The 24,888-nt window shown below is 67.8% G+C and carries 21 protein-coding genes; 7 read left to right on the top strand and 14 right to left on the bottom strand.

The genetic code is table 11. The annotated features are described in order from the left end of the window. Positions 1-2: 2 nt before the first annotated feature. Positions 3-845 carry a hypothetical protein gene (locus tag AMK58_RS11020; protein WP_035671938.1) on the bottom strand — a complete coding sequence of 281 codons (843 nt, stop codon included), beginning with the start codon at positions 843-845 and terminating at the stop codon, positions 3-5. A gap of 825 nt (positions 846-1,670) precedes the next feature. Beyond that, complete coding sequence (locus AMK58_RS11015; protein WP_137165115.1) at positions 1,671-2,531, bottom strand: hypothetical protein; 861 nt, start codon at positions 2,529-2,531, stop codon at positions 1,671-1,673. 324 nt (positions 2,532-2,855) lie between these two features. On the opposite strand from AMK58_RS11015, the gene AMK58_RS11010 reads away from it, so the two are divergent. Beyond that, positions 2,856-3,395: a calcium-binding protein gene (locus tag AMK58_RS11010; protein ID WP_107685975.1), complete on the top strand. Its 540-nt coding sequence runs from the start codon at positions 2,856-2,858 to the stop codon at positions 3,393-3,395. A 93-nt stretch (positions 3,396-3,488) separates the two neighbouring features. On the opposite strand, the gene pgi is transcribed toward AMK58_RS11010, so the two are convergent. Further along, complete coding sequence (gene pgi, locus AMK58_RS11005) at positions 3,489-5,132, bottom strand: glucose-6-phosphate isomerase (RefSeq protein WP_035671945.1); 1,644 nt, start codon at positions 5,130-5,132, stop codon at positions 3,489-3,491. 175 nt (positions 5,133-5,307) lie between these two features. Here pgi and AMK58_RS11000 point away from each other — a divergent pair, with 175 nt between their 5' ends. Continuing rightward, a complete protein-coding gene (locus AMK58_RS11000) occupies positions 5,308-5,490 on the top strand; it encodes a hypothetical protein (RefSeq protein WP_035671948.1) in 183 nt (60 codons plus the stop codon). A gap of 57 nt (positions 5,491-5,547) precedes the next feature. Here the strand turns inward: AMK58_RS11000 and AMK58_RS10995 are convergent, their stop codons facing one another. From AMK58_RS10995 to AMK58_RS10960, 9 genes are all read right to left on the bottom strand, one after another. Next, positions 5,548-6,912 (bottom strand): M16 family metallopeptidase, encoded by a 1,365-nt coding sequence (locus AMK58_RS10995; protein ID WP_079285076.1) that lies wholly within the window; start codon positions 6,910-6,912, stop codon positions 5,548-5,550. A 1-nt stretch (position 6,913) separates the two neighbouring features. Next, positions 6,914-8,320, bottom strand: a complete 1,407-nt coding sequence (locus AMK58_RS10990) for a M16 family metallopeptidase (protein ID WP_035671954.1) — start codon at positions 8,318-8,320, stop codon at positions 6,914-6,916. Between the two features lie 140 nt (positions 8,321-8,460). After that, positions 8,461-9,066, bottom strand: coding sequence for a DUF3035 domain-containing protein (locus AMK58_RS10985; RefSeq protein ID WP_059398892.1), 606 nt, complete (start codon positions 9,064-9,066; stop codon positions 8,461-8,463). An 84-nt stretch (positions 9,067-9,150) separates the two neighbouring features. Next, the gene (gene lspA, locus AMK58_RS10980) at positions 9,151-9,654 is read right to left on the bottom strand and encodes a signal peptidase II (RefSeq protein ID WP_035671957.1); all 504 of its coding nucleotides are present in this window, start codon (positions 9,652-9,654) and stop codon (positions 9,151-9,153) included. A gap of 150 nt (positions 9,655-9,804) precedes the next feature. After that, positions 9,805-12,660 (bottom strand): isoleucine--tRNA ligase, encoded by a 2,856-nt coding sequence (gene ileS, locus AMK58_RS10975; protein ID WP_035671961.1) that lies wholly within the window; start codon positions 12,658-12,660, stop codon positions 9,805-9,807. A gap of 208 nt (positions 12,661-12,868) precedes the next feature. Continuing rightward, positions 12,869-13,564 (bottom strand): orotate phosphoribosyltransferase, encoded by a 696-nt coding sequence (locus AMK58_RS10970; RefSeq protein WP_035671964.1) that lies wholly within the window; start codon positions 13,562-13,564, stop codon positions 12,869-12,871. An 88-nt stretch (positions 13,565-13,652) separates the two neighbouring features. Then, on the bottom strand, positions 13,653-13,829 hold the full coding sequence (locus AMK58_RS30855; protein WP_014239676.1) for a hypothetical protein: 177 nt from the start codon (positions 13,827-13,829) through the stop codon (positions 13,653-13,655). A gap of 3 nt (positions 13,830-13,832) precedes the next feature. Then, positions 13,833-14,789 (bottom strand): bifunctional riboflavin kinase/FAD synthetase, encoded by a 957-nt coding sequence (locus tag AMK58_RS10965; protein ID WP_035671966.1) that lies wholly within the window; start codon positions 14,787-14,789, stop codon positions 13,833-13,835. Between the two features lie 180 nt (positions 14,790-14,969). Beyond that, entirely contained in the window at positions 14,970-15,419 is a 450-nt protein-coding gene (locus AMK58_RS10960) for a MaoC family dehydratase (protein WP_014239679.1), read from the bottom strand. A gap of 366 nt (positions 15,420-15,785) precedes the next feature. On the opposite strand from AMK58_RS10960, the gene AMK58_RS10955 reads away from it, so the two are divergent. Next, positions 15,786-16,601 (top strand): SDR family NAD(P)-dependent oxidoreductase, encoded by an 816-nt coding sequence (locus AMK58_RS10955; protein WP_059398891.1) that lies wholly within the window; start codon positions 15,786-15,788, stop codon positions 16,599-16,601. A 2-nt stretch (positions 16,602-16,603) separates the two neighbouring features. Here AMK58_RS10955 and AMK58_RS10950 read toward each other — a convergent pair whose 3' ends face one another. Further along, complete coding sequence (locus tag AMK58_RS10950) at positions 16,604-17,218, bottom strand: septal ring lytic transglycosylase RlpA family protein (protein ID WP_059398890.1); 615 nt, start codon at positions 17,216-17,218, stop codon at positions 16,604-16,606. A 132-nt stretch (positions 17,219-17,350) separates the two neighbouring features. On the opposite strand from AMK58_RS10950, the gene AMK58_RS10945 reads away from it, so the two are divergent. The 3 genes from AMK58_RS10945 (at position 17,351) to AMK58_RS10935 (ending at position 19,972) form a co-directional block, all read left to right on the top strand. Next, the gene (locus AMK58_RS10945) at positions 17,351-18,292 is read left to right on the top strand and encodes an alpha/beta fold hydrolase (protein WP_035671969.1); all 942 of its coding nucleotides are present in this window, start codon (positions 17,351-17,353) and stop codon (positions 18,290-18,292) included. 103 nt (positions 18,293-18,395) lie between these two features. Then, positions 18,396-19,409 carry a DUF6352 family protein gene (locus AMK58_RS10940; RefSeq protein WP_035671971.1) on the top strand — a complete coding sequence of 338 codons (1,014 nt, stop codon included), beginning with the start codon at positions 18,396-18,398 and terminating at the stop codon, positions 19,407-19,409. 98 nt (positions 19,410-19,507) lie between these two features. Then, positions 19,508-19,972 (top strand): bacteriohemerythrin, encoded by a 465-nt coding sequence (locus tag AMK58_RS10935; protein WP_051140126.1) that lies wholly within the window; start codon positions 19,508-19,510, stop codon positions 19,970-19,972. Positions 19,973-20,120: 148 nt separating this feature from the next. On the opposite strand, the gene AMK58_RS10930 is transcribed toward AMK58_RS10935, so the two are convergent. Beyond that, positions 20,121-20,630, bottom strand: a complete 510-nt coding sequence (locus AMK58_RS10930) for a PRC-barrel domain-containing protein (RefSeq protein ID WP_051140127.1) — start codon at positions 20,628-20,630, stop codon at positions 20,121-20,123. 529 nt (positions 20,631-21,159) lie between these two features. Between AMK58_RS10930 and AMK58_RS10925 the strand changes: the two genes are divergently transcribed. Continuing rightward, on the top strand, positions 21,160-24,879 hold the full coding sequence (locus AMK58_RS10925) for a vitamin B12-dependent ribonucleotide reductase (protein WP_059398888.1): 3,720 nt from the start codon (positions 21,160-21,162) through the stop codon (positions 24,877-24,879). Positions 24,880-24,888 lie beyond the last annotated feature (9 nt).

The following is a 24,888-nucleotide window of genomic DNA, read 5'->3' as shown; positions in this document are numbered from 1 at the left end:
CCTCAAGTCCCGTCGAACAGCCCCTTCAGCCCTTTCAGCAGGTTGGTGGCCATGCCGGTGGCCACGTCGTCCATGCCGACTGAGCGGACGGAGGCGAGGACCCGGGCATTCGGTCCCCCGTCCCCGTCGGTCACCGCCCACAGGTTGGCGCCCTGGCCCGGCCGGGTGTCGGTGAGGCCTCCCAGAGTTCCTCCCTTGATGGCGCCGAGCAACGCGCCGCCGCGGCCGTTTCCGTCCGTCAGCGCGATCATGCGCAGTGGGTCGTCCGTCTTGGTGGACCGACCGGCGAGGCCGAGCCGGTCGAAGACGACCTGCAACTCCTTGCCGCTGTTGGGCATCCCGACGCCGATTACGCCGGTTTCGGCGTCGGCGTCCTCCGCGAACGGGTCCTTTGCCCCGGCGGCGCGCAGCGCGTCCGGCAACTCGGGTTTGCTGAGGCCGTTCTTCGCCGCCAACCTGTCCAGCAGGCCATGTGCAGCGCCACCCAGGAAGATGGGCTGGTCCTCGGGCAGGTTGAGGGTCTGGCGCAGCATGCCCATCGCCTCCCGCATGTAGTCGGCCTGCTTGAGGTCATAGTCGCGGCGGGCGAGCATGGTCTCCATGCGCGCCGCCACCGGGTCTTTCGCTGCTGCGGCGTCGGCCTTTGGGACAGTGAAGGAGATGGTCCCAGCCTCCATGGCCCGGACTGCGTCGGTGGACAGGCTGACCGTATCCACCGTGCCGTTGCGGCCGCTGTTGGGCGCGGTGGTGCCTAACGTGGCGGCAACGGGTGCCTTTGCCGGACCCGACTTGACGCCTGAGCCGAAAGCGGTGGGCGTGCCGCTGGTGACGTCGATGATGGACATGCGCGCTCCCCCCGCTTTTTCGATGGCGCGGCCTTCGGGATGCATCCCGAGGTGGTGATTGATAATGCCGAGCGCGGGGGCGGTTGTCCATGCGGCGGAACTGTCCGGCCGGATGACAGGCGTCCGGTTCGGTCCTTCTTTCCTCGGCAAGAACAGCCCAATTTCCCCGTCATCGCCATCGGCGTGCCTCGAACCGCCTTCTGTGCGAGGTCCTGGTGGCCACCGGTTCGACCGGCGTCGTCATCCCCGCCGCGCTGCTGATGGCTGACGGTGGCACGTGGAACGGGCTGGACGCGGGTGTGGCGCGCCGGTCACCTTAGCCATAAGCGGCGGCCGTCCTTGCTTGTGGACCGCCCCGCTTTTCCTCATCGGCATGGCATGGCATGGCATGGCATGGCATGGCGGGAAGGGCGGGGCGGTTCCAGTTCGGGGCGGTCACGCCGGACCGGTCTTGTCGGCGGGGTGGCCGTCCTCCTGCGTTTCCGGTTCGCCGGGGGTGGCGGGGCAGCTGGCGCGGGACGGGCCGGTGACAACGTCGAAATCGAAATCGGACATGATGGGACCTCCGGTGGTATGGGAGGCCGCCGTGACCGTCAGGGGGATTTTGCGTGCACCGCGTGCTGAAAACACAAAAGCCGCCTCGGGTCGGGCGGCTTTGGGTGCATCGTGGGTGTGCGATACCTATGCCGCCGGAATGTACCAGCGGTACCAAAATCGCCCCAGAAGGGCGGGAGAGGTGAGGCGCACGGGGTTCATGGCTGCACCCTACGCCGGATCGCCACGCCGCACAAGGGCTTCCTGCGGGAGGCGCCCCGTTGCGCCGGCTCAGCCGCCGTTCCGCCGCATGATCTCGGCCCTATCCGACGCCTGTTGCTGCACCATGTCCGCCACGTTGTCCTCGGCCATGCCGCGGGCGGCGTCCGTGAGGCTGGACAAGGAAACCCCGGCCTCCTTCAGCTTGTTGCTTGCCGCTTCCTCCTCACCGTTGCGGATGAAAAAAGGATCGCCCAACTTCATGTAATAGGGCGAAAAGAGCCGGGTCTGGCGCAAATGTGCGGTCGCCCGGCTGTTGCCATGGGGTTCCGCGCTGGGTTGATCGGTGCCCGCGCCGGGCTCCACTCCGGAAAGGGCGCGCAGGATCTCGCCGTAGTCGGCGGAGCCACCCTGGCCGTTCTTGTCCAATTCTCCCAGCCGCGCAACCAGTTCCTTGCGCCGGGCCAGCGTGTCGTCCGTCGCCTTCAGCATCTCATCCGCGGTGACGGTGGCGGCGCGGGCGAAGAGGCCGCGATTCTGGGATTCGAACATCCGGCCTCCGTTCATGAAGGCCGTGGACCGAGCCATTTTCAGGCTGCCCATCAGCACGTTGTTCACGTCGTCTCCGGTGACCTTGCCGCTGTCCACGAGGCCGCTGAGCAGGGTGCGCTCGTTCTGCTTCAGCTTGTTGAAAAGGTCCAGCGACGGCCCCTTCAGGCTCGCCGCCAGGGGGCTCAAGGACAGCGTGTCCTTTGTGCTCTCGGCGGTCGAGGTGGCTGCGCCGCCAATCTGATTGTTGTCGGCGGTGCGTGGCTGGGTGGTGCCTGTTGCGGAGGAGGCTGATGATGTCGAATATGCACCGGTTAAGGCCAATTGAACATTCATAGCTACGCCCTCCTGATTCCTTTCTCCTTCTATAGTCCATTCTTTCATTTGAAGCAATGGTCACGGCATAAAATTAAAATTAAGATTTTGATTACTTAGGTATCTAAGTAATATCATGGTATGATTTGAGTTCTTGCATATAAAATACATATTTTCTTTATACGGACTCGCGGTAATTGTTTTGTGTGCATTCATTGTGGGTGCACAAAATATAATGTGTGGAGGATGATTGTGGCTTACTATGGCTATGCCCTGACCAATGGAAATGATTTGGCGCCAAGCGGGTCTTGCCCAGGATCCATCACGAATCAATTCTCGATTTACGGCCTGGGCGGCAACGATACAATCGTCGGCGGCTACTAGGCTGATTATCTGGATGGCGGCGACGGCAACGATAGCCTGTTCGGACATGGCGGGTCCGATACGCTTCTGGGCAGTAACGGCGACGATACTCTGAACGGCGACACCGAGGCGGACCTGTTACACGGTGGCAGCGGGTATGACGTGATCTACGGAGGGACGACTTCGGCATCGGGAAACGATACGCTGATCGGGGGAGGCTCTTACTCGTGGGGCGAGCTTTACGGGGGTGCCGGTGACGGCACCTACTTCCACGATCCGTTGCCGGGCGGAAGTATCTACATCTTTGACACTGCCGACAGCAATCCCGGTTCAGCAGATAGGCTTGCCTTCCTCAATGCGACGTTGAGCGATCTTCAAGCGACCTGGGTCAACAACAACGACCTATGGGTTTACTTGAAATCGGATATCAATGATAACGGCCAAGTCGACAACGGCGTTTTGATCGAGAACTTCCGCACGAATTCCAACACTGTGGGAATTTTGACGATCGAGCAGCTTCAGGTTGGTGGTACGGTTTACAATTTCCCCGCGCTTCTGGGCGTTGTCTGATGATGCTGATCGCGCCATAGCGAATCAAGGAGAGGCGGGAAAGCGGCTGTCTGCCACTCTTCCGCCTCTCCTTCGTTCGCCGTAAAGGTCCGCTCAGCGGTGCTTGCGGTACCAGCCGATCAGCCCGTTGGTCGAACTGTCGTGCCCCAGCGCGGCGGTCGGCCCGTTCTGGAGTTCGGGCAGGATCTTCCCGGCCAGCTGCTTGCCCAACTCCACGCCCCATTGGTCGAAGCTGTTGATGGCCCACACGATGCCCTGGACGAACACCTTGTGCTCGTACAGCGCGATCAGGGCGCCCAGCGTGCGCGGGTCCAGCTTCTTGAACAGGATGCTGTTGGACGGCTTGTTGCCTTCGAACACGCGGTGGGGGACCAGCGGCTCGATGGCCTCGGCCGGCTTGCCGGACTTGGCCATCTCGGCGCGCACCTCGTCGGCGGTCTTGCCGCGCATCAGGGCCTCCGGCTGGGCGAAGAAGTTCGACAGCAGGATGCGGTGGTGGTCGCCGACAGGGTTGTGGGTCTCCGCCGGGGCCAGGAAGTCGGCGGGGACCAGCTCCGTCCCCTGGTGGATGAGCTGGTAGAAGGCGTGCTGGCCGTTGGTGCCCGGTTCGCCGAAGACCACAGGGCCGGTGGCGTAGTCCACCCGCGCGCCCTGCCGGTCCACCGTCTTGCCGTTGCTCTCCATGTCCAACTGCTGGAGATAGGCGGAGAAGCGGTGCATGTACTGGTCGTAGGGCAGCACGGCGTGGGACTTGGCGCCCCAGAAATTGACGTACCAGACGCCCAGCATCGCCATCAGCACCGGCATGTTGCGCTCCGGCGGCGCGGTGCGGAAATGCTCGTCCATGGCGTGGGCGCCGTCCAGCAACTCATAGAAGCGGTCCATGCCGATGCCGAGCGCGATGGACAGCCCGATCGCCGACCACAGGGAATAGCGCCCGCCGACCCAGTCCCAGAAGCCGAACATGTTGGCCGGGTCGATGCCGAACTTGCGCACCTCCGCCTCGTTGGTGGAGACGGCGACGAAATGCTTGGCGACATGGGCGGGGTCGCCGGCGCTCTCCAGGAACCAGCGCCGCGCGGTGTGGGCGTTGGCCAGCGTCTCCTGGGTGGTGAAGGTCTTGGACGCGATGACGAACAGGGTCGTCTCCGGGTCCAGCCATTCCAGCGTCTCGCTGATGTGGGTGCCGTCCACGTTGGAGACGAAATGCACACCGATCTGCGGGTGCAGGTAGGGGGTCAGCGCCTCCGTCACCATCACCGGGCCGAGGTCGGACCCGCCGATGCCGATGTTGACGATGTCGGTGATCGGGTGGCCGGTGTAGCCGGTCCAGGCGCCGTCGCGAACCTGCCGGACGAAGCGCTCCATGCGGTGCAGGACGGCGTTCACCTCCGGCATCACGTCCTGGCCGTCCACCATGACCGGACGGTTGGAGCGGTTGCGCAGCGCGGTGTGCAGGACGGCGCGGTCCTCGGTGATGTTGATCCGCTCCCCGGCGAACATGCGGTCACGCCAGCCCTCCACGTCCTGCTGGCGGGCGAGATCGAGCAGCAGGCTGCGCGTCTCCTCGGTGATGCGATTCTTCGAATAATCGAACAGCAGGCCGCAGGCTTCCAGGGAGAAGCGGTTGAAGCGGTCGGCGTCGGCGTCGAACAGGTCGCGCATGTGGAGGGTCGAAACGTCCTGGCGGTGACGGGCCAGGGCTTCCCAGGCGGGCGAACGGGTGAGCGCTGACATTGGGATTTTGCCTCCTTCTCGCGTGCGCGGAGCCTAGCACCGTTCGTTGCGCGCCGGGTACGCGCCAAAGCGGCGCATCCAACGTGCACAAAGGGCTAGGTGAAGCGGACTATGCGGGTCGGTGGATGAAACCGGCAACCGCTGCCCTGTGTTCTTTCGGGGACAGGAGGTGACCATGAGCGATCCGAACAAACCCGAGCGGAATCCGCCGGTTCCGGCGGCCCCGGTTCCAGAAGACGAGGAACGCCGTGAGGACGAGCGGCCCGATCAGGTGGGGATCATCCCCGGCAAAGTGCCGGGCCGCCCCATCGATCCCGGGGATCCGCGCTTTCCGGGGAGCCAGCCGGACTTGGCATGAGCGGCGTGGTCGCGGTGGGGGAAACCACCGCGACCACCCTCCCTTCAGTTTCTGCCGTCAGCTCCCCCCGTCGATTGTCCGCGTCGCGGTCACGCCTTCCGGACGGCCGACCAGCACGGTCAGCAGCCGGTTGGGGTCGAGCAGCCGCTTCGCCACGCGCTGCACGTCGGCCTGGGTGACGCCGTTGATGAAGGCGTCGCGGCGGTCGAGATAGTCGATGCCCAGCTCGTCGCGCTTGACCTGGAGCAGGATGCGCGCGATGGCCTGCGTGCTGCTGAGCTGCAGCGGGAAGCTGCCGGTGAGGTAGGTCTTGGCGTCGGCCAGCTCCTCCTCCGTCACGCCCTCGTCGGCCATGCGCTTCCATTCCTGGCGCATGATGTCCAGCGCCTGACCGGCCTTGGCGTTCACCGTGTTGCCGCCGGCCATCACCAGGGCGGAATGGTCCATCGGAATCAGGTAGCTGTAGACGCCGTAGCTGAGACCGCGCTTCTCCCGCACCTCCTCCATCAGGCGGGAGCCGAAGCCGCCGCCGCCCAGGACGTAGTTCATCACGGTCGCCGCGTACCAGTCGGGGTCGGCGCGCTTGAGCCCGGTCTGGCCCATCAGCATGACGGTCTGCGCGGTCGGACGGGTGGCGACCAGCGTCTCGCCCAGGCCCTTCGGCTCCACGTCGGGGATGGCGGCGTTCGCGGAGGTGGCGGGCAGGCCGCCGAACACGTGGTCAAGCGCGCGGCCCAGATCCTCCGGGCTGATGTCGCCCGCCGCCGCGACGACCAGCCGGTCGCGCCCGAAGCCGGTCTTCACGAAGCCGCGCAGATCGTCCGGGGTGATCGTCGGCAGCGACTCCAGCGTGCCGCGGATCTCGTCGCCATAGGGGTGGCCGGGATAGGCCGTGGAGTAGAACAGCCGCCGTCCGACGTAGTTGGGGTCGGCCTGATCGCGACGCAGGCTGGACAGCACGGCGGCGCGCATGCGCTCCACCGCCTCCGCGTCGAAGCGCGGCTCGGCCAGCGACAGGCGGGTCAGCTCGAACGCCTCGTCGCGGCGGTCGCTCAGCGTGCGCAGACTGCCGCCGAAGCCGTCGCGCCCGGCGTCGTAGCCCAGCGCAATGGCGTTGTCCTGAAGCCGTGCGGCGAAGGTCTGGCTGTCATAGGGGCCGGCGCCCTCGTCCAGCGTGCGTGCGGCGAGGTTGGCGAGGCCATCCTTGCCCTTGGGGTCGGACGCCCCGGCCCCTTCAAAGGCCCATTCCAGGGCGATGATGGGAACCTTGTGATCCTCGACCAGCCATGCCTCGATCCCGCCGGGGCTGACCACCCGCTTGATCTCGATGGCGGCTGCCGGAGTGGAGACGGCGAAGGCGAAAAGAAAAAGGCAGGCGCCGAAGACGCGCTTGGACATGAGGCGCTTGGATAGGACGATCATCTCAGCTTCCCTTGTCCTGGAGCGGCAGCAGAAGGCCGGTGACGTGGTTGGTCTGGCCCAGAACGGCGCGGGCGGCGGCGTTGACCTGATCGGCGGTCACCGCGTCGATGCGCACCGGCCAGTTCTCCACGTCGTCGATGCTCTGGCCGGTGGCGATGGCGGCGCCCAGCGTCTGGGCCGGGCCGGTCAGGCTGTCGCGGGCGTAGGCGGCCTCGGCCAGCATGCGCTTCTTGGCGGTGGCCACCTCCTCCTCCGTCACGCCCTTCTCGACGAGCGTCCGGATGTCGGCCTCCAGCGCCGCTTCCAGCTTCTCCATGGTCACGCCGGGGGCCGGCGAGGCGCCCGCCGCCAGCGAGGTCATGTCCCAGGACGACGGGCTGTAGCCCAGCCAGGCCGAGGTGGCGATGCGCTGCTCGACGACGAGGCTGCGGTAGAGGCGGGAGGTCGGGCCGCCGCTCATGATCTCCGAGAGCACCTGGAGCGGGTAGGCGTAACCCTCCTTGTCGGTGCGGTAGGAGGGGGCGAGCCAGTTGCGCCGGATCGAGGGCTGGCGCACCTCGTCGTCGCGCAGGATGACCCGGCGGGCGGCGCTGATCGGCGGCTCCTGCACGCGGACGCGCTCCGGCACCGGGCGGGCGGCGATGCTGCCGTAGTATTTCTCGGCGAGCGGCTTCAGCTCCTCGGCCGTCACGTCGCCGGACACCACCAGCACGGCGTTGTTGGGCGCGTACCAGCTCTTGTAGAAGGTCTCCGCCTCCTCCCGCGTCAGGGTGGCCATCTCCTGCGGCCAGCCGATGATCGGCGTGCCGTAGGGGTGGTGGACGTAGAGGGTGGCGTTGACCTGCTCGCCGATGCGGTCGGCGGGCTCGTTCTCGATGCGCTGGCGGCGCTCCTCGATGATGACGTCACGCTCCGGATAGACCACCTGATCGGTGAGGCGGAGGTTCGACATGCGGTCGGCCTCCATCTTCATCACCAGCTCCAGCCGGTCGCGCGCCACGTTCTGGAAATAGGCGGTGTAGTCCCAGGAGGTGAAGGCGTTGTCGCGCCCGCCGTTCTTGGCGACGATGCGGGAGAAGGCGCCGGGCGGAACCTCCTCCGTCCCCTTGAACATCAGATGTTCCAGGAAATGGGCGATGCCCGACACGCCGCGCGGCTCGTCCGCAGCACCCACCTTGTACCAGACCATGTGGGTGACCACCGGTACGCGCTGGTTGGTCACCAGCACGACCTGCATGCCGTTGGACAGGGTGAAGGTCTCCGGGAAGAAGACCCCCTTCTCGGCGGCGAAGGCAGGGGCGGCGGCGGGGATGGCGCCGGCCAGGGCGAGCGCCAGGACGCCCGCGGCGGCGAGCCGGCGCCAGGGCCGTTTCCAGGGTGGGGGAGCGGTGGGGCCGTTGGGGAGCATGGGCCTCTCGTTGGGAGCGAAGGGGACGGGAATGCAAAAGGGGGCGCCCCCGTCTGGGAACGCCCCCTAGATACTGGTGCGGCGAAGCGCCCGGAACAATGCCCCGAGTTGGGGCCCTGAACTCGGGCCTTGGAAGCGGCTTAGAACAGCCCTTCCAGCGGCGCCCGGCGCTTGCGTTCGATGGTCGGGACGGTGCCGTCGTTCAGCGCCTTGCCGGTGGCCTGGGCCTCACGCAGACGCTGGTTTTCCTTCTTCGGATCGACGATCTCGTAGGGCTGTTGCTGCGTCTGCCAGAACAGCAGGGAGTCGATCCAGCTCTTGTCGGCGACGACGAGTTGGGTCGTCTCCTGATCGACCTTGTTGCGGATGCCCTGCTCAATGCCGCTCTTGGCGCCGGCCTGGGCAATCAGCGCCGACTCGCCCGCCGTGTGTCCGGCGGCGGTGGCGGCCGTGGCGCGGGAGGAGCCGCCGAAGACCGAGGCGGCGGCCACCGCGGCCGACGTGGCGTCCTGCGGCCGCGCCGCGCCGGGGCGCGGCTCCGGCAGGCGGGCGAGGCTCGGCGGCATGGTCAGCGGCGCGCGGGACACGACCGTAAACTCGTCCGGGCTCGTGCGGTCGAGACCGATGGAGCGGCGGACGTCGGTGCATCCGGTGAGCGCCAGCGCGACGAGCGCCAAGCCCAGCAGCGGGCCCCGCCCCAGGGAACGGGTGGAGCGCCGTGCGATGGAGGAGGCGAAGGAAAGCATGGTCACGTTCGAGTCCCGTCGTCTAGTCGTCAGGCCGCTTGTCGTCGGGCCGCGTCCCTTATAGCGGCTCCGTCGCGTGAACTATTACGACTTTTCGCGGCCGGCGAACAGCCCATCCAGCACGAGAAGCGCCACGCCGACGCTGATTCCGCTGTCCGCCACGTTGAAGGCCCAGAAATGCCACCCCCCGATGTGGAAATCGAGGAAATCGGCGACGGCGCCGTAGAGGAAGCGGTCGATCACATTGCCGATGGCCCCGCCGATGACCATCCCCAGCGCCAGCGCGAGGTAGCGTCGGTCGGCCTGCCGCAGCCAGAGCAGCAGCGCCACCACGATGGCGAAGGCCACCGCGGCCAGGACGTAGGGCATCCAGGCGTGGGAACTGCCGAAGGTGCCGAAGCTGACTCCGGTGTTCCAGGCCAGTACGAGATTGAAGAAAGGCGTGACCTCGACAACCCGTGGGTAGGGCTGCATGACCACGTCGAGGATCCACCATTTGGTGAGCTGGTCGAGGACCACCACCAGCGCGGCGACGGACAGGCCGAAGACCGTGTAGCCGCGGCTGCCGGACGTGGAGAGGCTGCTCATGGAGTGCTCCTGCTCCCTCTCCCCTCTGGGGAGAGGGTCGGGGTGAGGGGGTTGCGCGTTTGCCGGACGCGTCGAGGAGGCGGAACCCCCTCACCCTAACCCTCTCCCCAGAGGGGAGAGGGGATAAGGCGCAGGCTCCGGCAACGCGTATTAGAACGCCGGTTCCGCGTCCACGGCTTCGGCGCAACGGAGGCACAGCGTCGGGTGTGCGGCGTTCGTGCCGACCTCCGGAAGGATCTTCCAGCAGCGCTCGCACTTGCCCCCTTCGGCGAGGCCGGGCACCACCGAGATGCCAGCCACGTCCGGAAGCACGAACGCCCCCTCGGGCGCCGTGCCCTCCGCCACGGTGATCTGCGAGGTGATGCAGATTTCGGCGAAGTCCACGCCGTCGAGCAGGGCCTTGGTCGCCGCGTCCACGAAGACGGTCGGGTTGGCCTGCAGGGACGAGCCGATCCTCTTGTTGGCCCGCTCCAGTTCCAGCGCGCCGGTGACGGTGCGGCGGACGGTGCGGATGGATTCCCACTTGGCGGCGAGCGCGTCGTCGCGCCACTCCGCCGGGATGGCCGGGAAGACGCGCAGATGGACGCTCTCCTCGTTCCAGCCCTCGGTGCCGGTCAGGCCCTCGGGCCGCGCCAGCCACGCCTCTTCCGCGGTGAAGCAGAGGATCGGGGCCAGCCACGCGGTCAGGGTGGAGAGCAGATGCTCCATCACCGTGCGCACCGAGCGGCGGCGGACCGAACCGGCCGCGTCGCAGTAGAGGCTGTCCTTGCGGACGTCGAAGTAGAAGGCCGACAGCTCCACGGCGCAGAAATTGTGGATCGCCACCGACAGGTCGTGGAAGTCGTAGGCCTCGATCTTGGCGCGGACCAGCGCGTCCAGCTCCGACAGGCGGTGCAGGACCCAGCGCTCCAACTCCGGCATCTCGGCGACGGCGATGCGCTCGGCCGGGGTGTAGTCGGCCAGCGCGCCGAGGATGTAGCGCAGCGTGTTGCGCAGGCGACGGTAATGGTCGGCCTGGTACTTGATGATCTCCGGCCCGATGCGCTGGTCCTCGGTGTAGTCGGTGCTGACCACCCAGAGGCGCAGGATGTCGGCGCCGTACTTGTCGCAGACCTCCTGCGGGGCGACCACGTTGCCCAGCGACTTGGACATCTTGCGGCCCTGCTCGTCGAGCGTGAAGCCGTGCGTCAGCACCGCGTCATAGGGCGCCCGGCCGCGCGTGCCGCAGCTTTCCAGCAGGGAGGAGTGGAACCAGCCGCGGTGCTGGTCGGAGCCTTCAAGGTACAGCGAGGCCGGCCACTTCAGCTCCGGCCGCTGCTCCAGGACGAAGGCGTGGGTCGAGCCGGACTCGAACCACACGTCGACGATGTCCCTGACCTGCTCGTAATCGTCGGCGCGGTAGGCGTTGCCGAGGAAGTCCTGCGCCGGGCGGGCGAACCACGCGTCGGAGCCTTCCTTCTCGAAGATGTCGGCGATGCGGTTGAACACCTCGGCGTCGCGCAGGATCGCGCCGTTGTCCTTGCGGACGAACAGGGCGATCGGCACGCCCCAGGCGCGCTGGCGGCTGATGCACCAGTCCGGGCGCTGCTCGATCATCGCGCGGATGCGGTTCTCGCCCTGGGCCGGGAACCACGTCGTGTCGGAGATCGCCTGCAGCGCCGTCTTGCGCAGGTCGTTCGTCTCCATGGAGATGAACCACTGCGGCGTGGTGCGGAAGATCAGCGGGGCCTTCGACCGCCAGCTGTGCGGGTAGCTGTGCTTGACGCGGCCCTTGGCGAGCAGCGCCCCGACCTCCTGGAAGGCCTTCAGCACGGCGCCGTTGGCCTCGCCCGGCTTGCCTTCGGCGGTGTAGACGCGCAGGCCGGCGAACAGCGGGACGTGGTCGTAGTATCGCCCGTCCTCGCCGACCGTCTGCGGCACCTCGATGCCGTTGGCCTGACCGAGGTGGAAGTCGTCCTCGCCGTGGCCCGGCGCGATGTGCACGAAGCCGGTGCCGGCGTCGGTGGTGACGAAGTCGCCGGCCAGCAGCGGCACCTTGAAGTCGTAACCGCTGCGGGTCAGCGGGTGGTGGCAGTAGCCGCCGGCCAGACGCGAGCCGGGGAAGCGGTGCAGCAGCCGCGCGTCGGCGATCTTGGTTTCCTTGAAGACGCTCTCGGCCAGCGCGGTGGCGACGACGAGCCGCTCACCGACCTCGGCGAGGCTGCCCTCCTCGACCGCCAGCACCTTGTAGGTCGCGTATTCGATCTCGTCGCCGAAGGCGATGGCGCGGTTGCCCGGCAGGGTCCAGGGGGTGGTCGTCCAGATGACGATGTTGGCGTCGTCCACCTCCGGCGCCGGCGAGCCCCAGATGGCGAAGCGCGCGAAGACGGTGGTCGAGGTGTGATCGTGGTATTCGATCTCCGCCTCGGCCAGCGCGGTCTTCTCGACCACCGACCACATGACCGGCTTGGCGCCCTTGTAGAGGCCGCCGTTCATGGCGAACTTGTGGATCTCGCGGACGATCTGCGCCTCGGCGGGCAGAGTCATGGTCAGGTACGGGTCGGCCCAGTTGCCCTCGACGCCCAGGCGGCGGAACTCGCCGGCCTGCACGTCCACCCACTTCTGGGCGAACTGGCGGCACTCGGCGCGGAACTGGTTGAGCGGAACCTCGTCCTTGTCCTTGCCCTCGGCGCGGTACTTCTCCTCGATCTTCCACTCGATGGGCAGGCCGTGGCAGTCCCAGCCGGGGACGTAGTTGGCGTCGAAGCCCTGCATCTGGCGCGAGCGGACGATGACGTCCTTCAGCACCTTGTTGACGGCGTGGCCGATGTGGATGTTGCCGTTGGCGTAGGGCGGGCCGTCGTGCAGGACGAACTTCTCACGGCCCTTGGCCGTTTCGCGCAGCCGCTGGAAGAGGCCCATGTCCTCCCAACGCTTCAGCAGCTCCGGCTCCTTGGTGGGCAGGCCGCCGCGCATGGGGAAGTCGGTGCGGGGTAGGAAGACGGTGGACTTGTAGTCGCGGGTCATGTCGGGGATATCCTGAACCTGAAGCAGAACCGTCGGGCGGCAGCGGTCAGGCCCCCGACGCACGCACAAACGAGGCGGTCCCGGCCCCCCTCAGGAGGCCGGGTTGGTAATTCGCGCCATACGCGCCATGACCCACGCCGGATGCAGCATCGCGCGGGATATTAGCGGTGTGGACGGTGCGGTCAAGGCGCGGCGCCTCCGGGCGGCGTCAGTCGAAGCTGGCCTTGCCGCCATGGGCGGCGGACCAGCCGACCGGGTCGTTCAGGAACTTCTCGACCTCCGACAGGGTGTTCTCGTCGAAGTACTGGTTCTCGCGGGCGACCTTCAGCACGTCCCACCAGGTGCACAGCTCGTGCAGGCGGACGCCGATGCGGTCCATGTTGGTCTTCGACTGCGGGAAGATGCCGTAATGGAAGATCACGAAGCTGTCGGTCACCGTGGCGCCGCCGTTGCGCAGCGCCGTGACGAAATTCTCCTTGCTCTTGCCGTCGGTGGCGAGGTCCTCGACCAGGATGACCCGCTGCCCCTCGGTCAGCACGCCCTCGATCTGGGCGTTGCGCCCGAAGCCCTTCGGCTTCTTGCGGACATACTGCATGGGCAGCTCCAGCCGCTCGGCGATCCAGGCGGCGAAGGGGATGCCCGCCGTCTCGCCGCCGGCCACCGCGTCGATGCTCTCGTAGCCGATCTCGCGCTCGATGGTCTGGACGGCGAAGTCCATCAGAGCCTTGCGGGCGCGCGGGAAGGAAACGATGCGCCGGCAGTCGGTGTAGACCGGGCTCGCCCAGCCGGAGGTGAAGATGAAGGGCGTCTCGGCGTTGAAATGCAGCGCCTTGATTTCCAGCAGGATCTTCGCGGCGGTGGCGGCAATCGTCGCCCGGTCGGGCAGGGCAGCGGCGGTGGTCATGGCCTAACGGCTCCCAGGGAGGCTCAAACTGCCCCGTGTGTAGCCCCCCGGCGTGCGAATCGCAATGGGGCGGGCTTGCCCTTTGCCGTCACTTCCCCGGCAGTGCCAGCGCGATGCAGCGGGTCAGCACCGGGTTGCCGGTCATCTCGCGGTAGGCTTGGACGATGGCGGGCTCGGCGGCCTTGCACTGCTCCATCGTCTGGAACTCGATGGTGGTCGGGCCGCCCTGGTTCAGGATGAACAGCAACAGGATGACGCGGTCCATCGCTCAACCCTCCGTCCGCGGTTCCTTGGCCAGAACGGCGCGGGCCGCCGCGGCGTCCTGGACGATCTGGTCCTTCAGCTCGGTGAAGCTGCCGAACTTGCGCTCCGGCCGCAGGAACTCGATGAGCTGGACGCGCAGATGCTGGCCGTAGAGGTCGCCGTCGAAGTCGAGGATGTGGGTCTCCAGCCGCTCCACCGTTCCGCCCACGGTCGGGCGGCGGCCCAGGTTGGCGACGCCGTTGCGCCAGACCGTGCCCGCCCCCTGGTCGACGCCGGTGCGCACCGCGTAGACGCCGAAGGCGGGGCGCAGATAGTCGGCCAGTTCGACGTTGGCGGTGGGGAAGCCGATGGTGCGGCCCTTGTGGTCGCCATGCTCCACGCGCCCCTCGATCTCCCAGGGGGAGCCGAGCAGCCGGGCGGCCTCGCGCGGGTTGCCGGCGACCAGCGCGTCGCGCACGCGGGTGGAGGAATAGACGCCGTCCGCGTCGTCGGACACCGGCCCGACCTCGGTCACGCCGAAGCCGTGGGCCGCGCCGGCCTGGCGCAGCAGGGCGGGGTCGCCGCCGCGGCCATGGCCGAACAGGAAGTCGTAGCCGCAGACGACGTGCCGCACGCCAAGCCCAGCCACCAGATCCTCCTGGATGAAGGCGTCGGCGGTCTTGTGCAGGAAGCTCTCGTCGAAATGGCAGACGAACAGCAGGTCCACCCCCAGCGCCTCGATGTGGCGGGCCTTGACGCGGAAGGGCGACAGGCGGAAGGGGGCGTCGTCGGGGCGGAAGACCGAGCGGGGGTGCGGCTCGAAGGTCATCACCGCCGAGGGCGCGCCGAGATCGCGGGCGATCCGCTGGGCGGTGGCGATCACCGCCTGATGGCCGCGGTGCACCCCGTCGAAGTTGCCAAGGGCGACGACGGCCCCGCGGGCGTCCTCCGGCAGGTCGGCGGTGTGTCGGAACAATCGCATGCGTCACGCCCTGATGGTCTGCGGGCCGCGCACGGCCCCCGGAAACGATGGCGGCCCGCCGGGGCGGGCCATGCCATGGGCGTCTTATATAGACCGGCGCCGGCGCGTGGTCTACGCACCGGCGACCGGCAAGTCATTTCACCTGTTAAAGGCTTGCCCGCCTCAAGGGCTTGGGCGGGATCAGCCGCGCGACGGGACCATCAGCAGGGCCTCACCCTCGATCACCACCGTCTCGCCGACGGTGCAGACCGTGCGGACAACGGCGCGGCGCTTTTCCGGGATGATCTCGGTGACGGTGGCGCGGGCGGTCACCGTGTCGCCGGCGCGCACCGGCGCCTTGAAGCGCACGGTCTGGCTCATGTAGATGGCGCCCGGGCCCGGCAGCTTGGTGCCGAGAACGGCCGAGATGAAACTGACGCTCAGCATGCCGTGGGCGATGCGCCCCTGGAACATGGTGCCGCTGGCGTATTCCTGGTTCAGGTGGACCGGGTTGGTGTCGCCGGAGATGCCGGCGAACAGCACAATGTCCGCCTCGGTAACCGTCTTCGCGAAGGACGCCGTCATGCCGACGGTCAAATCCTCGATGCAGTGGCCCTCGTTGTCCTTCAGGACTTGGCGAACATCATCCATACCGCGGTTCCTTTTCATCAAGCACCGGCCAGAAGCACCGGCCGTGCGGTGCGACAACACGTATGGTGCAATGCGATATATGCACTGCAACCACGTGATGGCAACACGACTCGCCTGAAAAAGTGAAAAAACCGCTAACCTCTTTCGAAAGAGGAGGCAGTCGAGGCGTCCTGCCTATTTCCTCCGGTCCGGCGATTTCAGTTCCGTGACAGTAAAACTCCGAAGCGGCTCCAGTTGATATGTACACTGACAATTCGCCCTGCTGCACCGCGGAATGCGTGCCGACTCGGGGGCGGACGGCTTGACTTCCCGCCGCCGCGGCCAACCGTCACCTCTCATCCCCCGAACCGCGATGGAATCCGAGCCATGACCCACCGCTTCGCGCTGGTCACCGGCGGCACCTCCGGCATCGGCGCCGGCTTCGCCCGTGCCCTGTCCGCCGACACCGGCCTGCTGCTGGCCGCCCGCAACGCCGAGGCCCTCAACACCGCCAAGACGGAGCTGGAGGCCGCCGGGCGTCGGGTGGAAGTGCTGGCCACCGACCTGACCACCGACGCGGGGCGGGACGCCCTGATCCAGAAGGCGGAGACGCTGGAGATCGACCTGCTCATCAACAACGCCGGGTCCGGCGCCTTCGGGCCGGTGCTCGACAACAGCCCGGAGGCGGAGCGGACGACGGTGGAGCTGAACGTGGTGGCGACCACGGTGCTGACCCGCGCGCTGCTGCCCGGCATGATCGAACGCGCGGCCCGCGACGGGCGGCGGGCCGGGCTGATCCTGCTGTCGAGCACGGCGGCTTTCCAGCCGATCCCGTTCCTCGGCACCTACTGCGCCAGCAAGAGCTTCGTCCTGGCCTATGGCGAGGCGCTGGCGACGGAGCTGAAGCGCAAGCCGGTGGATGTGCTGGTGCTGTGCCCCGGCGCCACCCGCACCGCCTTCGGCAAACGGGCGGGCTTCGCCCTGAACGCGCTGCCGGGGGCCGCCGATCCGCTGGACGTGGCGCGGGAGGGGTTGCAGGCGCTGGGACGTCGCACGGTGCATGTGCACGGCTTCGGCACCCGCAACATGCTGCGCCCCTTCCTGTGGTCGCGCCACGCGGCGTCGGACGGGTTGGGCGCGCTGCTGGCCGCCTTCGACCGGGGGCAGCGCGCCGGCAGGTCCGCCCGTCCGCCGCGGGTCTGAGCTTAGCGGTCGGACCCCGACCCGCTTTGCTGATCGGCGCGCGACGAACCGGACCGGGCTGCGCCGTTCCCCTTCTTCTCGGAGGCGGGCTGCTCAGCCACCTGGGTCTTGTCGGCCTTCTCGGCCTTGGCCTCGACCTTCTCCTTCACGGCTTCGGTCGGCTGTTCGGACGGCTTGGCCTCGACGCGCACGGGGGCCACGCCGTCCTCGATCATGTCGAGCTGCTTGGCGGCCTTCTTCGACAGGTCGATGACCCGCCCGTCCACATAGGGGCCGCGGTCGTTGACGATGACGTCGACGCTCTTGCCGTTGTCCTGGTTGGTCACGGTGACCTTGCTGCCCAGCGGCAGTTCGCGCGAGGCGGCGGTCGGTTTGTTCTGGTCGAAGCGCTCGCCGCTGGCCGTCTTCTTGCCGTGGAACGAGCCGCCATAGAAGGACGCCTCACCCTCATGGACGATCACCGGCTCGCCCTCGTCCGTGCGCTCCACGGCGATCGGCGGCACCGACGCGTCCTTTGAGCTTTGCGATTTGGATGAGGGCTGGGCCTGGGCGGCCATGGGGGACAAGGTCAGGGACAGGGCGCAGAGCGCCATGGACAGTGTACGCGCCATGTGCATTCGAATGTACCTCCCATTGGACCTCGACAACACCCGTGGGAGGGCGGGGGTTCCGCCAAATGGCCGCCGGACGCTGGACCCGCCCGGTGCGTTGATGCTTCAATCGTCCCGTCAGCGAGGGAGCGCGCAGGAATGGCCGTGAGCGTGGCGGATCTGGGTGTGGAGCCACGGCTCGGCTGGGTGACGATGGCGGACGGGACCCGGCTGCGCACCGCCCATTGGACGGCCGCCGCCGCCACCCCGCGCGGCACCGCGCTGCTGCTGACCGGCCGGGCGGAGTTCATCGAGAAATACGCCGAGACGGCGGGGGAGATGCTCGCCCGCGGCTTCGAGGTCTTTGCCTTCGACTGGCGCAACCAGGGCCTGTCCGACCGTCCCCTGCCCAATCCCCAGATCCATCACCTGGACAGCTTCGATACGCTGGCCGGCGACCTGCAGGAGGTGGTGGAGCGGCTGGTGAGGCCGCGGCAGCGCGGGCCGCTGCTGCTGGTCGCCCACAGCATGGGCGGGCTGGTCGCCCTGATGGCCCTGCTGCGCAACCCGGCCCTGTGCGATGCGGCGGTGCTGACGGCGCCGATGTTCGACATCTTCACCGGCCCGGTGCCGCGCCGCATGGCGGTCTGGCTGGCCGAACGCCTGTGCGCCCGCGGGCGGGCCGCCGAATACGCCTTCGGCCAGCACGACTACGACCCGGTGGAGGGGCTGTTCACCCCGGTGAACCCGATCACCTCCGATCCCCGCCGCTACGCCACTTACCATGACGCCTTCCGCGACCGGCCCGAGCTGCGGGTGGGCGGGGTCAGCTTCGGCTGGGTGCGGGCGGCCCTGCGCGCCGCCGACCACATCCGTTTCACCGCCCCGCTGGAGCGGGTGACGACCCCCATCCTGCTGCTGAGCGCCCCCGCCGACGCCGTCGTCCGCTCGGAGTCGCACCGGCTGGCCGCCGCCCGGCTGGGCAACGCCGTGCTGAGGGAGCATCCCGACGCCAAGCACGAGCTGCTGATGGAGCGCGACGACATCCGCGACCGGGTGTGGGCGGATATCGACGCTTTCTTAGCCACCGTGCATCTGTAGGCCGGGCCGTGCTAGGTCCTTGGCGCGGGCGCCCGCGCGCCCACATCAGGGGCGTTTCCCGCCTGTCTTTACGCACGCTTCGACATTCAAGGGTCTGCCTTCCATGTCCGATTTCTGGAAAGAGTCCGGTTTCCATCTGCTGACGCGCGACGCCGACGGCTGGCTGGCGGTCACGCCGGACTTCCTGCGCGCCTATCTGATGCGGCCGGAGATGCGCCCGCCCGAGGACGCCTGCGAGACCGAGCATACGCTGTTTGCCGGCCTGCTGGAGGATCCCGCCCGCCCCGTCCCGCCGGGTATGGTGGAGGCGCTGGCCGACGCGGACGCGCGAGAGAACTGGGCGGTCTGGCTGGGCTTCCGCGACCGGCTGCTCGCCGCCGGTACGGTGGAGGCCTGCTACCTCCGCCTGTTCCGCGCGGGCGCGCGGGGCGTGCCGGGGCTGTTCATCGACCAGATGGCCCATGTGATCCTGCGCAACCTGCTGGACGGCACGCCGTCGGGCCTGCGCGCGCGGGCGGGCGAGCTGTTCTTCCGGCCCCAGACCGTGTCGCTGGACGACGGGCGCGTCCGGCTGGCCGACAGCGAGACCGTGGAGATGCTGGCCGCGACCGGCGGCTTCGGCAGCCTGGGCCGGCTGGTGGTGGAGGCGGGGACCGCCCCGCGCTCCGTCGATCTCGACATCCTCGACGAGACCAACCACCCCCGCTATTGGGAGCGCGACTCGCGGCACGACACCGTGCTCGACGTGACCTTCGCCGCGGCCGGGCTGGACGCGCTGTGCCGCGTCCTGGAAGGCTGGGTGACGCATTTCCTGGGGGTGGCGGTGTCGATCCATCCCGTGCAGCGGATCAGCGACGAGCGCTGGGTCTGGCATGTCGGGCTGGACGGCGAGGCCACGGCGATCCTCAACGACCTCTACAACGGCGCCGAGGTGGGGGAGGAGCGGCTGGCCCGCATCCTGTCGCTGTTCCGGCTGGAGTTCGCCGACCCCACGGCCATGCGCGCCGACATCGCCGGGCGGCCCGTCTATCTGGCCCTGGCGATGACCGCCGACCGCAAGCTGCGCCTGAAGCCGCAGAACCTGTTGGTCAATCTGCCTCTGGCGCAGATGAACTGACCGGCAATCCTATAACCGTATTATATATGTGACTATCTGCCGCCCCGGCAACGGGCGGGCGGCGGCTTATAAGGATGTTTCCTGAAGGGGGAAACGTCATGCAATTAAACACCACGCAGCCGAAGACGATGAAGCCGAACCTTGCCGACCCACGCTGGGAAACGATGGCGTGGCAGGACGGCTTCGGCGTCGGGAACGCCGTGATTGACGCCGACCACAAGCGCCTGTTCGAGCTGTTCAACGAGTTCGTCACCGCGGTGAACGAGTTCCGCGCCGACAGCGAGATCCAGGATGTGCTGAGGGAACTGCTCGACTACACCGACACGCATTTCGACCGGGAAGAGACGCTGATGCGCGAGCACGGCTATCCCGATTACACCGCCCACAAGGCGCTGCACGACAGCTTCGTCCGCCAGCTTCACGACGTGAACAGCGCGCTGGACGCGGGTGGGGAAAAAGGCGCCTTCGTGCTGGGCTTTCTCGCCAAATGGCTGTCGGGCCACATCCTGGGCGTGGACACCAAGCTGGGCGCCTATCTGCGCGAGCGCGGGGTGGAGGCGTAGAGCCTAATAGCCCTCTCCCCTCTGGGGAGAGGGTGGCCCGGAGGGCCGGTGAGGGGGACATGCATTTGCCGGACGTACCGCCACGCGCAACCCCCTCACCCTGACCCTCTCCCCAGAGGGGAGAGGGGAAATATTGATGTTCAGCGCGTCACTGCTTGTTCGACTCGCCGCTGTGCTTGGGGCCGCGGTTCAGCGAGGTCATGCTGTCGCTGTACTGGAACTCCGGCATGTCGCGCACGCTCGCCTGGGTGACGTCGCGCAGCGTGATCGGGCCGTTGCCCGGCAGCACGTCGGCCAGCGCGATGTCCGCGGCGATCTCCTTGCCGCCGATGCCGAGGAAGCCGCCGCTCTGGATCACCAGGAGCTGCGCGTTGCCGTCCGGGCCGAGGATCACGTCGGACACCTTGCCGACCTTCTCACCGTCGGCGCCGATCACCGTGCGGCTCATCAGATGCTCGACGCTGGCGCCACCCGTGGCGTTGCTTGCGGCGCCGCTAGCGGGGCCGGCCGGGCGGGCGCCCTGGCCTTGGTCCATGATGACCGAATTCGGGGCCTGGGAACTCGGGGCCTGGGTGGAGCCGCCGGTGCCGGTCTGGGCCGCCGCGGCGCCGGTCATCAGCGCCAGGGCGGACAGGGTCGCGATCACCGTCTTGTGCATGGAAGCTCTCCTCGTTGCACGAAACCGACCCTTCCAACCGGGGAGGGCGGGAAAGGTCACGCGGGGGCTCTTGTGACATCGCGGGGGCGACTCGGGACGCCGTCTGGGCTCCCCATCGCGGGGCCGGTCCAGTGGGCAAAGGTGGGGCCGCGGAGCGGGGGATCGGGAGAAGGGTGTACCGCCGATTCGCCCCCCGTAATTCCTCGGGTCGGAGAGGTCTGCAACCCCGTGAAAGTGACGGATTCCTTACGGAAACCGGGTGCCGGAGGCTCTCTGGCGGGGACTAGATATGGGGGTGGGCGGATTTTTTCCGGGAACCCCCAGCGGCTTGGCCCGTTGACCTGACGCGCCATATCTAGGAGGTAAGCCCGCGTCAAGCACACAATATCTTGGGCCGGGTCTTGCTTGGCCCAAAGCTTGAGGCTAGGATGCGCACCAACATACAGGGTGTTGCGTTCGTCAGCCAGCGCGAGCTGCGCCGCACGGAGCGCGACACCTTTGTTCGCCAGCCAGAGGGAGCACGAGTCACATGCGGGTCCAGCGTCGTTTCACGAAAGAGGGTCAGGATGCTTACGCCGCTCTCGGCTTCCGCCGCACGACGAGCGAGATCCGCAACCCTGACGGCTCTGTGGTCTTCCAGCAGACGGACATCGAGGTTCCCGAGAATTACAGCCAGGTCGCCAGCGACATCCTGGCCCAGAAGTATTTCCGCAAGGCCGGCGTTCCGGTCGCGCTGAAGGCGGTCGAGGAGAACACCGTCCCGTCCTGGCTGTGGCGCAAGACGGCCGACGAGGCGGCGCTGGCGGCCCTGCCGAAGGAGAAGCGCTATTCCGGCGAGAAGTCGGCCAAGCAGGTCTTCGACCGTCTGGCCGGCACCTGGACCTACTGGGGCTGGAAGGGCGGCTATTTCGACACCGAGGCCGACGCCCGCGCCTTCTTCGACGAGATGCGCTTCATGCTGGCCGCCCAGATGGCGGCCCCGAACAGCCCGCAGTGGTTCAACACCGGCCTGCACTGGGCCTACGGCATCGACGGCCCGAGCCAGGGCCACTTCTACGTCGATTTCAAGACCGGCCTGCTGACCTCGTCCGCCTCGGCCTACGAGCACCCGCAGCCGCACGCCTGCTTCATCCAGTCCGTCGCCGACGATCTGGTGAACGAGGGCGGCATCATGGACCTGTGGGTCCGCGAGGCGCGCCTGTTCAAGTACGGCTCGGGCACCGGCTCCAACTTCTCCCGCCTGCGCGGCGAGGGTGAGAAGCTGGCCGGCGGCGGCAAGTCGTCGGGCCTGATGAGCTTCCTGAAGATCGGCGACCGCGCGGCGGGCGCCATCAAGTCGGGCGGCACCACCCGCCGTGCGGCCAAGATGGTCACGGTGGACATGGACCACCCGGACATCGAGGCCTACATCGACTGGAAGGTGACCGAGGAGCAGAAGGTTGCCGCCCTGGTCACCGGCTCCAAGATCTGCCAGCAGCACCTGACCGCCATCATGGCCGCCGCCCAGGACGGCCAGGACCCGAAGGTCAACAAGGAGCTGAAGAAGGCCGTCGTCGCCGCCCGCAAGGCGCAGGTGCCGGAGAACTACGTCCAGCGCGTGATCCAGTTCGCCGCCCAGGGCTTCACCAGCATCGAGTTCAAGACCTACAACACCGATTGGGACTCGGACGCCTACCTGACGGTGGCCGGCCAGAACTCCAACAACTCGGTGCGCATCTCCGACGACTTCATCCAGGCCGTCCTGAACGACGACGAGTGGAAGCTGATCCGCCGCACCGACGGCACGGTCCATCGCACGCTCCGCGCCCGCGACCTGTGGGACAAGGTCGGCTACGCCGCCTGGGCCTGCGCCGATCCGGGCGTGCAGTTCGACACCACGATCAACGACTGGCACACCTGCCCGGCCTCGGGGCGCATCAACGCCTCGAACCCATGCTCGGAGTACATGTTCCTCGACGACACGGCCTGCAACCTCGCCTCGCTGAACCTGATGTCGTTCCGTTTGAAGGACGGGTCCTTCGACGTCGAGGCGTTCGAGCACGCCTGCCGCCTGTGGACCATGGTGCTGGAAATCTCCGTGCTGATGGCGCAGTTCCCGTCCAAGGAGATCGCCCAGCTGTCCTACGAGTTCCGCACGCTGGGCCTGGGCTTCGCCAACCTCGGCGGCCTGCTGATGTCCTCCGGCCTGCCCTACGACTCGGCGGAAGGCCGCGCCTACTGCGCCGCCATTTCGGCGGTGATGACCGGTGTCGCCTACGCCACCTCCGCCGAAATGGCGCAGGAGCTGGGCGCCTTCCCGGCCTATGAGCAGAACCGCGACCACATGCTGCGGGTCATCCGCAACCACCGCCGCGCCGCCTGCGGCGAGATGGAGGGTTACGAGGGCCTGTCGGTCAAGCCGGTGCCCTTCGTCGCCGATGAGTGCCCGGAGCAGGAACTGGCGATGGCCGCCGTCCGCGCCTGGGACATGGCGCTGGAGCTGGGCGAGCAGCACGGCTTCCGCAACGCCCAGGCCACGGTGGTCGCCCCGACCGGCACCATCGGCCTGGTCATGGATTGCGACACTACGGGCATCGAGCCGGACTTCGCGCTGGTGAAGTTCAAGAAGCTGGCCGGCGGCGGCTACTTCAAGATCGTCAACCGTCTGGTGCCGGAGGCCCTGCGCACGCTGGGCTACACCGCCGACGAGATCGCCGCGATCGAGCGCTACGCGGTCGGCCACGGCACGCTGAAGGGCGCGCCGGGCGTCAACCACGAGACCCTGACCGCTAAGGGCTTCCCGGCCGAGGTGCTGGAGAAGCTGGAGGGCAACCTCGCCACCGCCTTCGACATCAAGTTCGCCTTCAACCGCTGGACGGTCGGCGCCGACGTCATCGTCGACACGCTGGGCATCCCCGCCGAGCAGATGGACGCGCCGGGCTTCGACCTGCTGACCGCTCTCGGCTTCACCAAGGCCGAGCTTGAGGCGGCGAACACCTTCTGCTGCGGCGCCATGACGCTGGAAGGCGCGCCGTTCCTGAAGGACGAGCATCTGCCGGTGTTCGACTGCGCCAACCCCTGCGGCCGCATCGGCAAGCGCTTCCTGTCCTGGGAATCGCACATCACCATGATGGCCGCCGCGCAGCCCTTCATCTCCGGCGCGATCTCCAAGACCATCAACATGCCGAACACGGCGACGGTCGAGGAGTGCAAGGACGCCTACCTGCTGTCCTGGCGCCTGGGCATCAAGGCCAACGCGCTGTACCGCGACGGCTCGAAGCTGAGCCAGCCGCTCTCCGCCGCCCTGCTGGACGACGAGGAGGACGCGGTCGAGGAGATCGTCGAGGCGGCGAACGCCACCCGCACCCAGATGGTGTCCGAGCGCATCGTCGAGAAGGTCGTGGAGCGCATCATCGAGCGCAAGCGCACCGAGCGCGAGCGCCTGCCGCACCGCCGCAAGGGCTACACCCAGAAGGCGACCGTCGGCGGCCACAAGATCTACCTGCGCACCGGCGAGTATGAGGACGGCCGCATCGGCGAGATCTTCATCGACATGCATAAGGAGGGCGCCGCCTTCCGCTCGCTGATGAACAACTTCGCCATCGCGGTGTCGATCGGCCTGCAGTACGGCGTGCCGCTGGAAGAGTTCGTGGAGGCCTTCACCTTCACCCGCTTCGAGCCGTCGGGCATGGTGACCGGCAACGACACCATCAAGATGGCGACCTCGGTCATCGACTACATCTTCCGCGAGATCGCCATCTCCTACCTGGGCCGCACCGATCTGGCGCACGCCACGCCGGAGGATCTGGTGCCCTTCACGGTGGGCAGCGGCGACAAGCAGGGCGACCTGCCGGAGACCGGCGCGGTCCAGCCGTCGGACATCGTCCGCAAGGTCGCGTCCACCGGCTACGTCCGCAACAATCTGCGCGTCCTGAACGGCGGGCAGACCCAGCGGGTCTCGGCTGCGGCGGCCCTGGCCGCCACCGGCACCGCGGCCCAGGCCACGGCGTCCGCCGCCCACGCGGCGGTGGCGTCCAGCCCGGCGGTCGGCGCGGCGGTTGTCCATGCCGGCGGCACGGCCCCGGTCGGCGGCACCACCGGCACCGCCTACGGCGGCAGCAACAGCGACCAGCGCTACGACCGCATCCGCGAGGCCCGCGCCCGCGGCTATGAGGGGGATCAGTGCGGGGAGTGCGGCAACATGACGCTTGTCCGCAACGGCACCTGCCTGAAGTGCGACACCTGCGGCTCCACCACGGGCTGCAGCTGAGGCCAGCCG

Origin of the sequence: Azospirillum brasilense (assembly GCF_001315015.1) — a bacterium.
In the GTDB taxonomy this organism is placed as follows: domain Bacteria; phylum Pseudomonadota; class Alphaproteobacteria; order Azospirillales; family Azospirillaceae; genus Azospirillum; species Azospirillum brasilense.
Note: the sequence above shows the minus strand (reverse complement) of the source record. Positions and strands in the feature narration are given on the sequence as shown.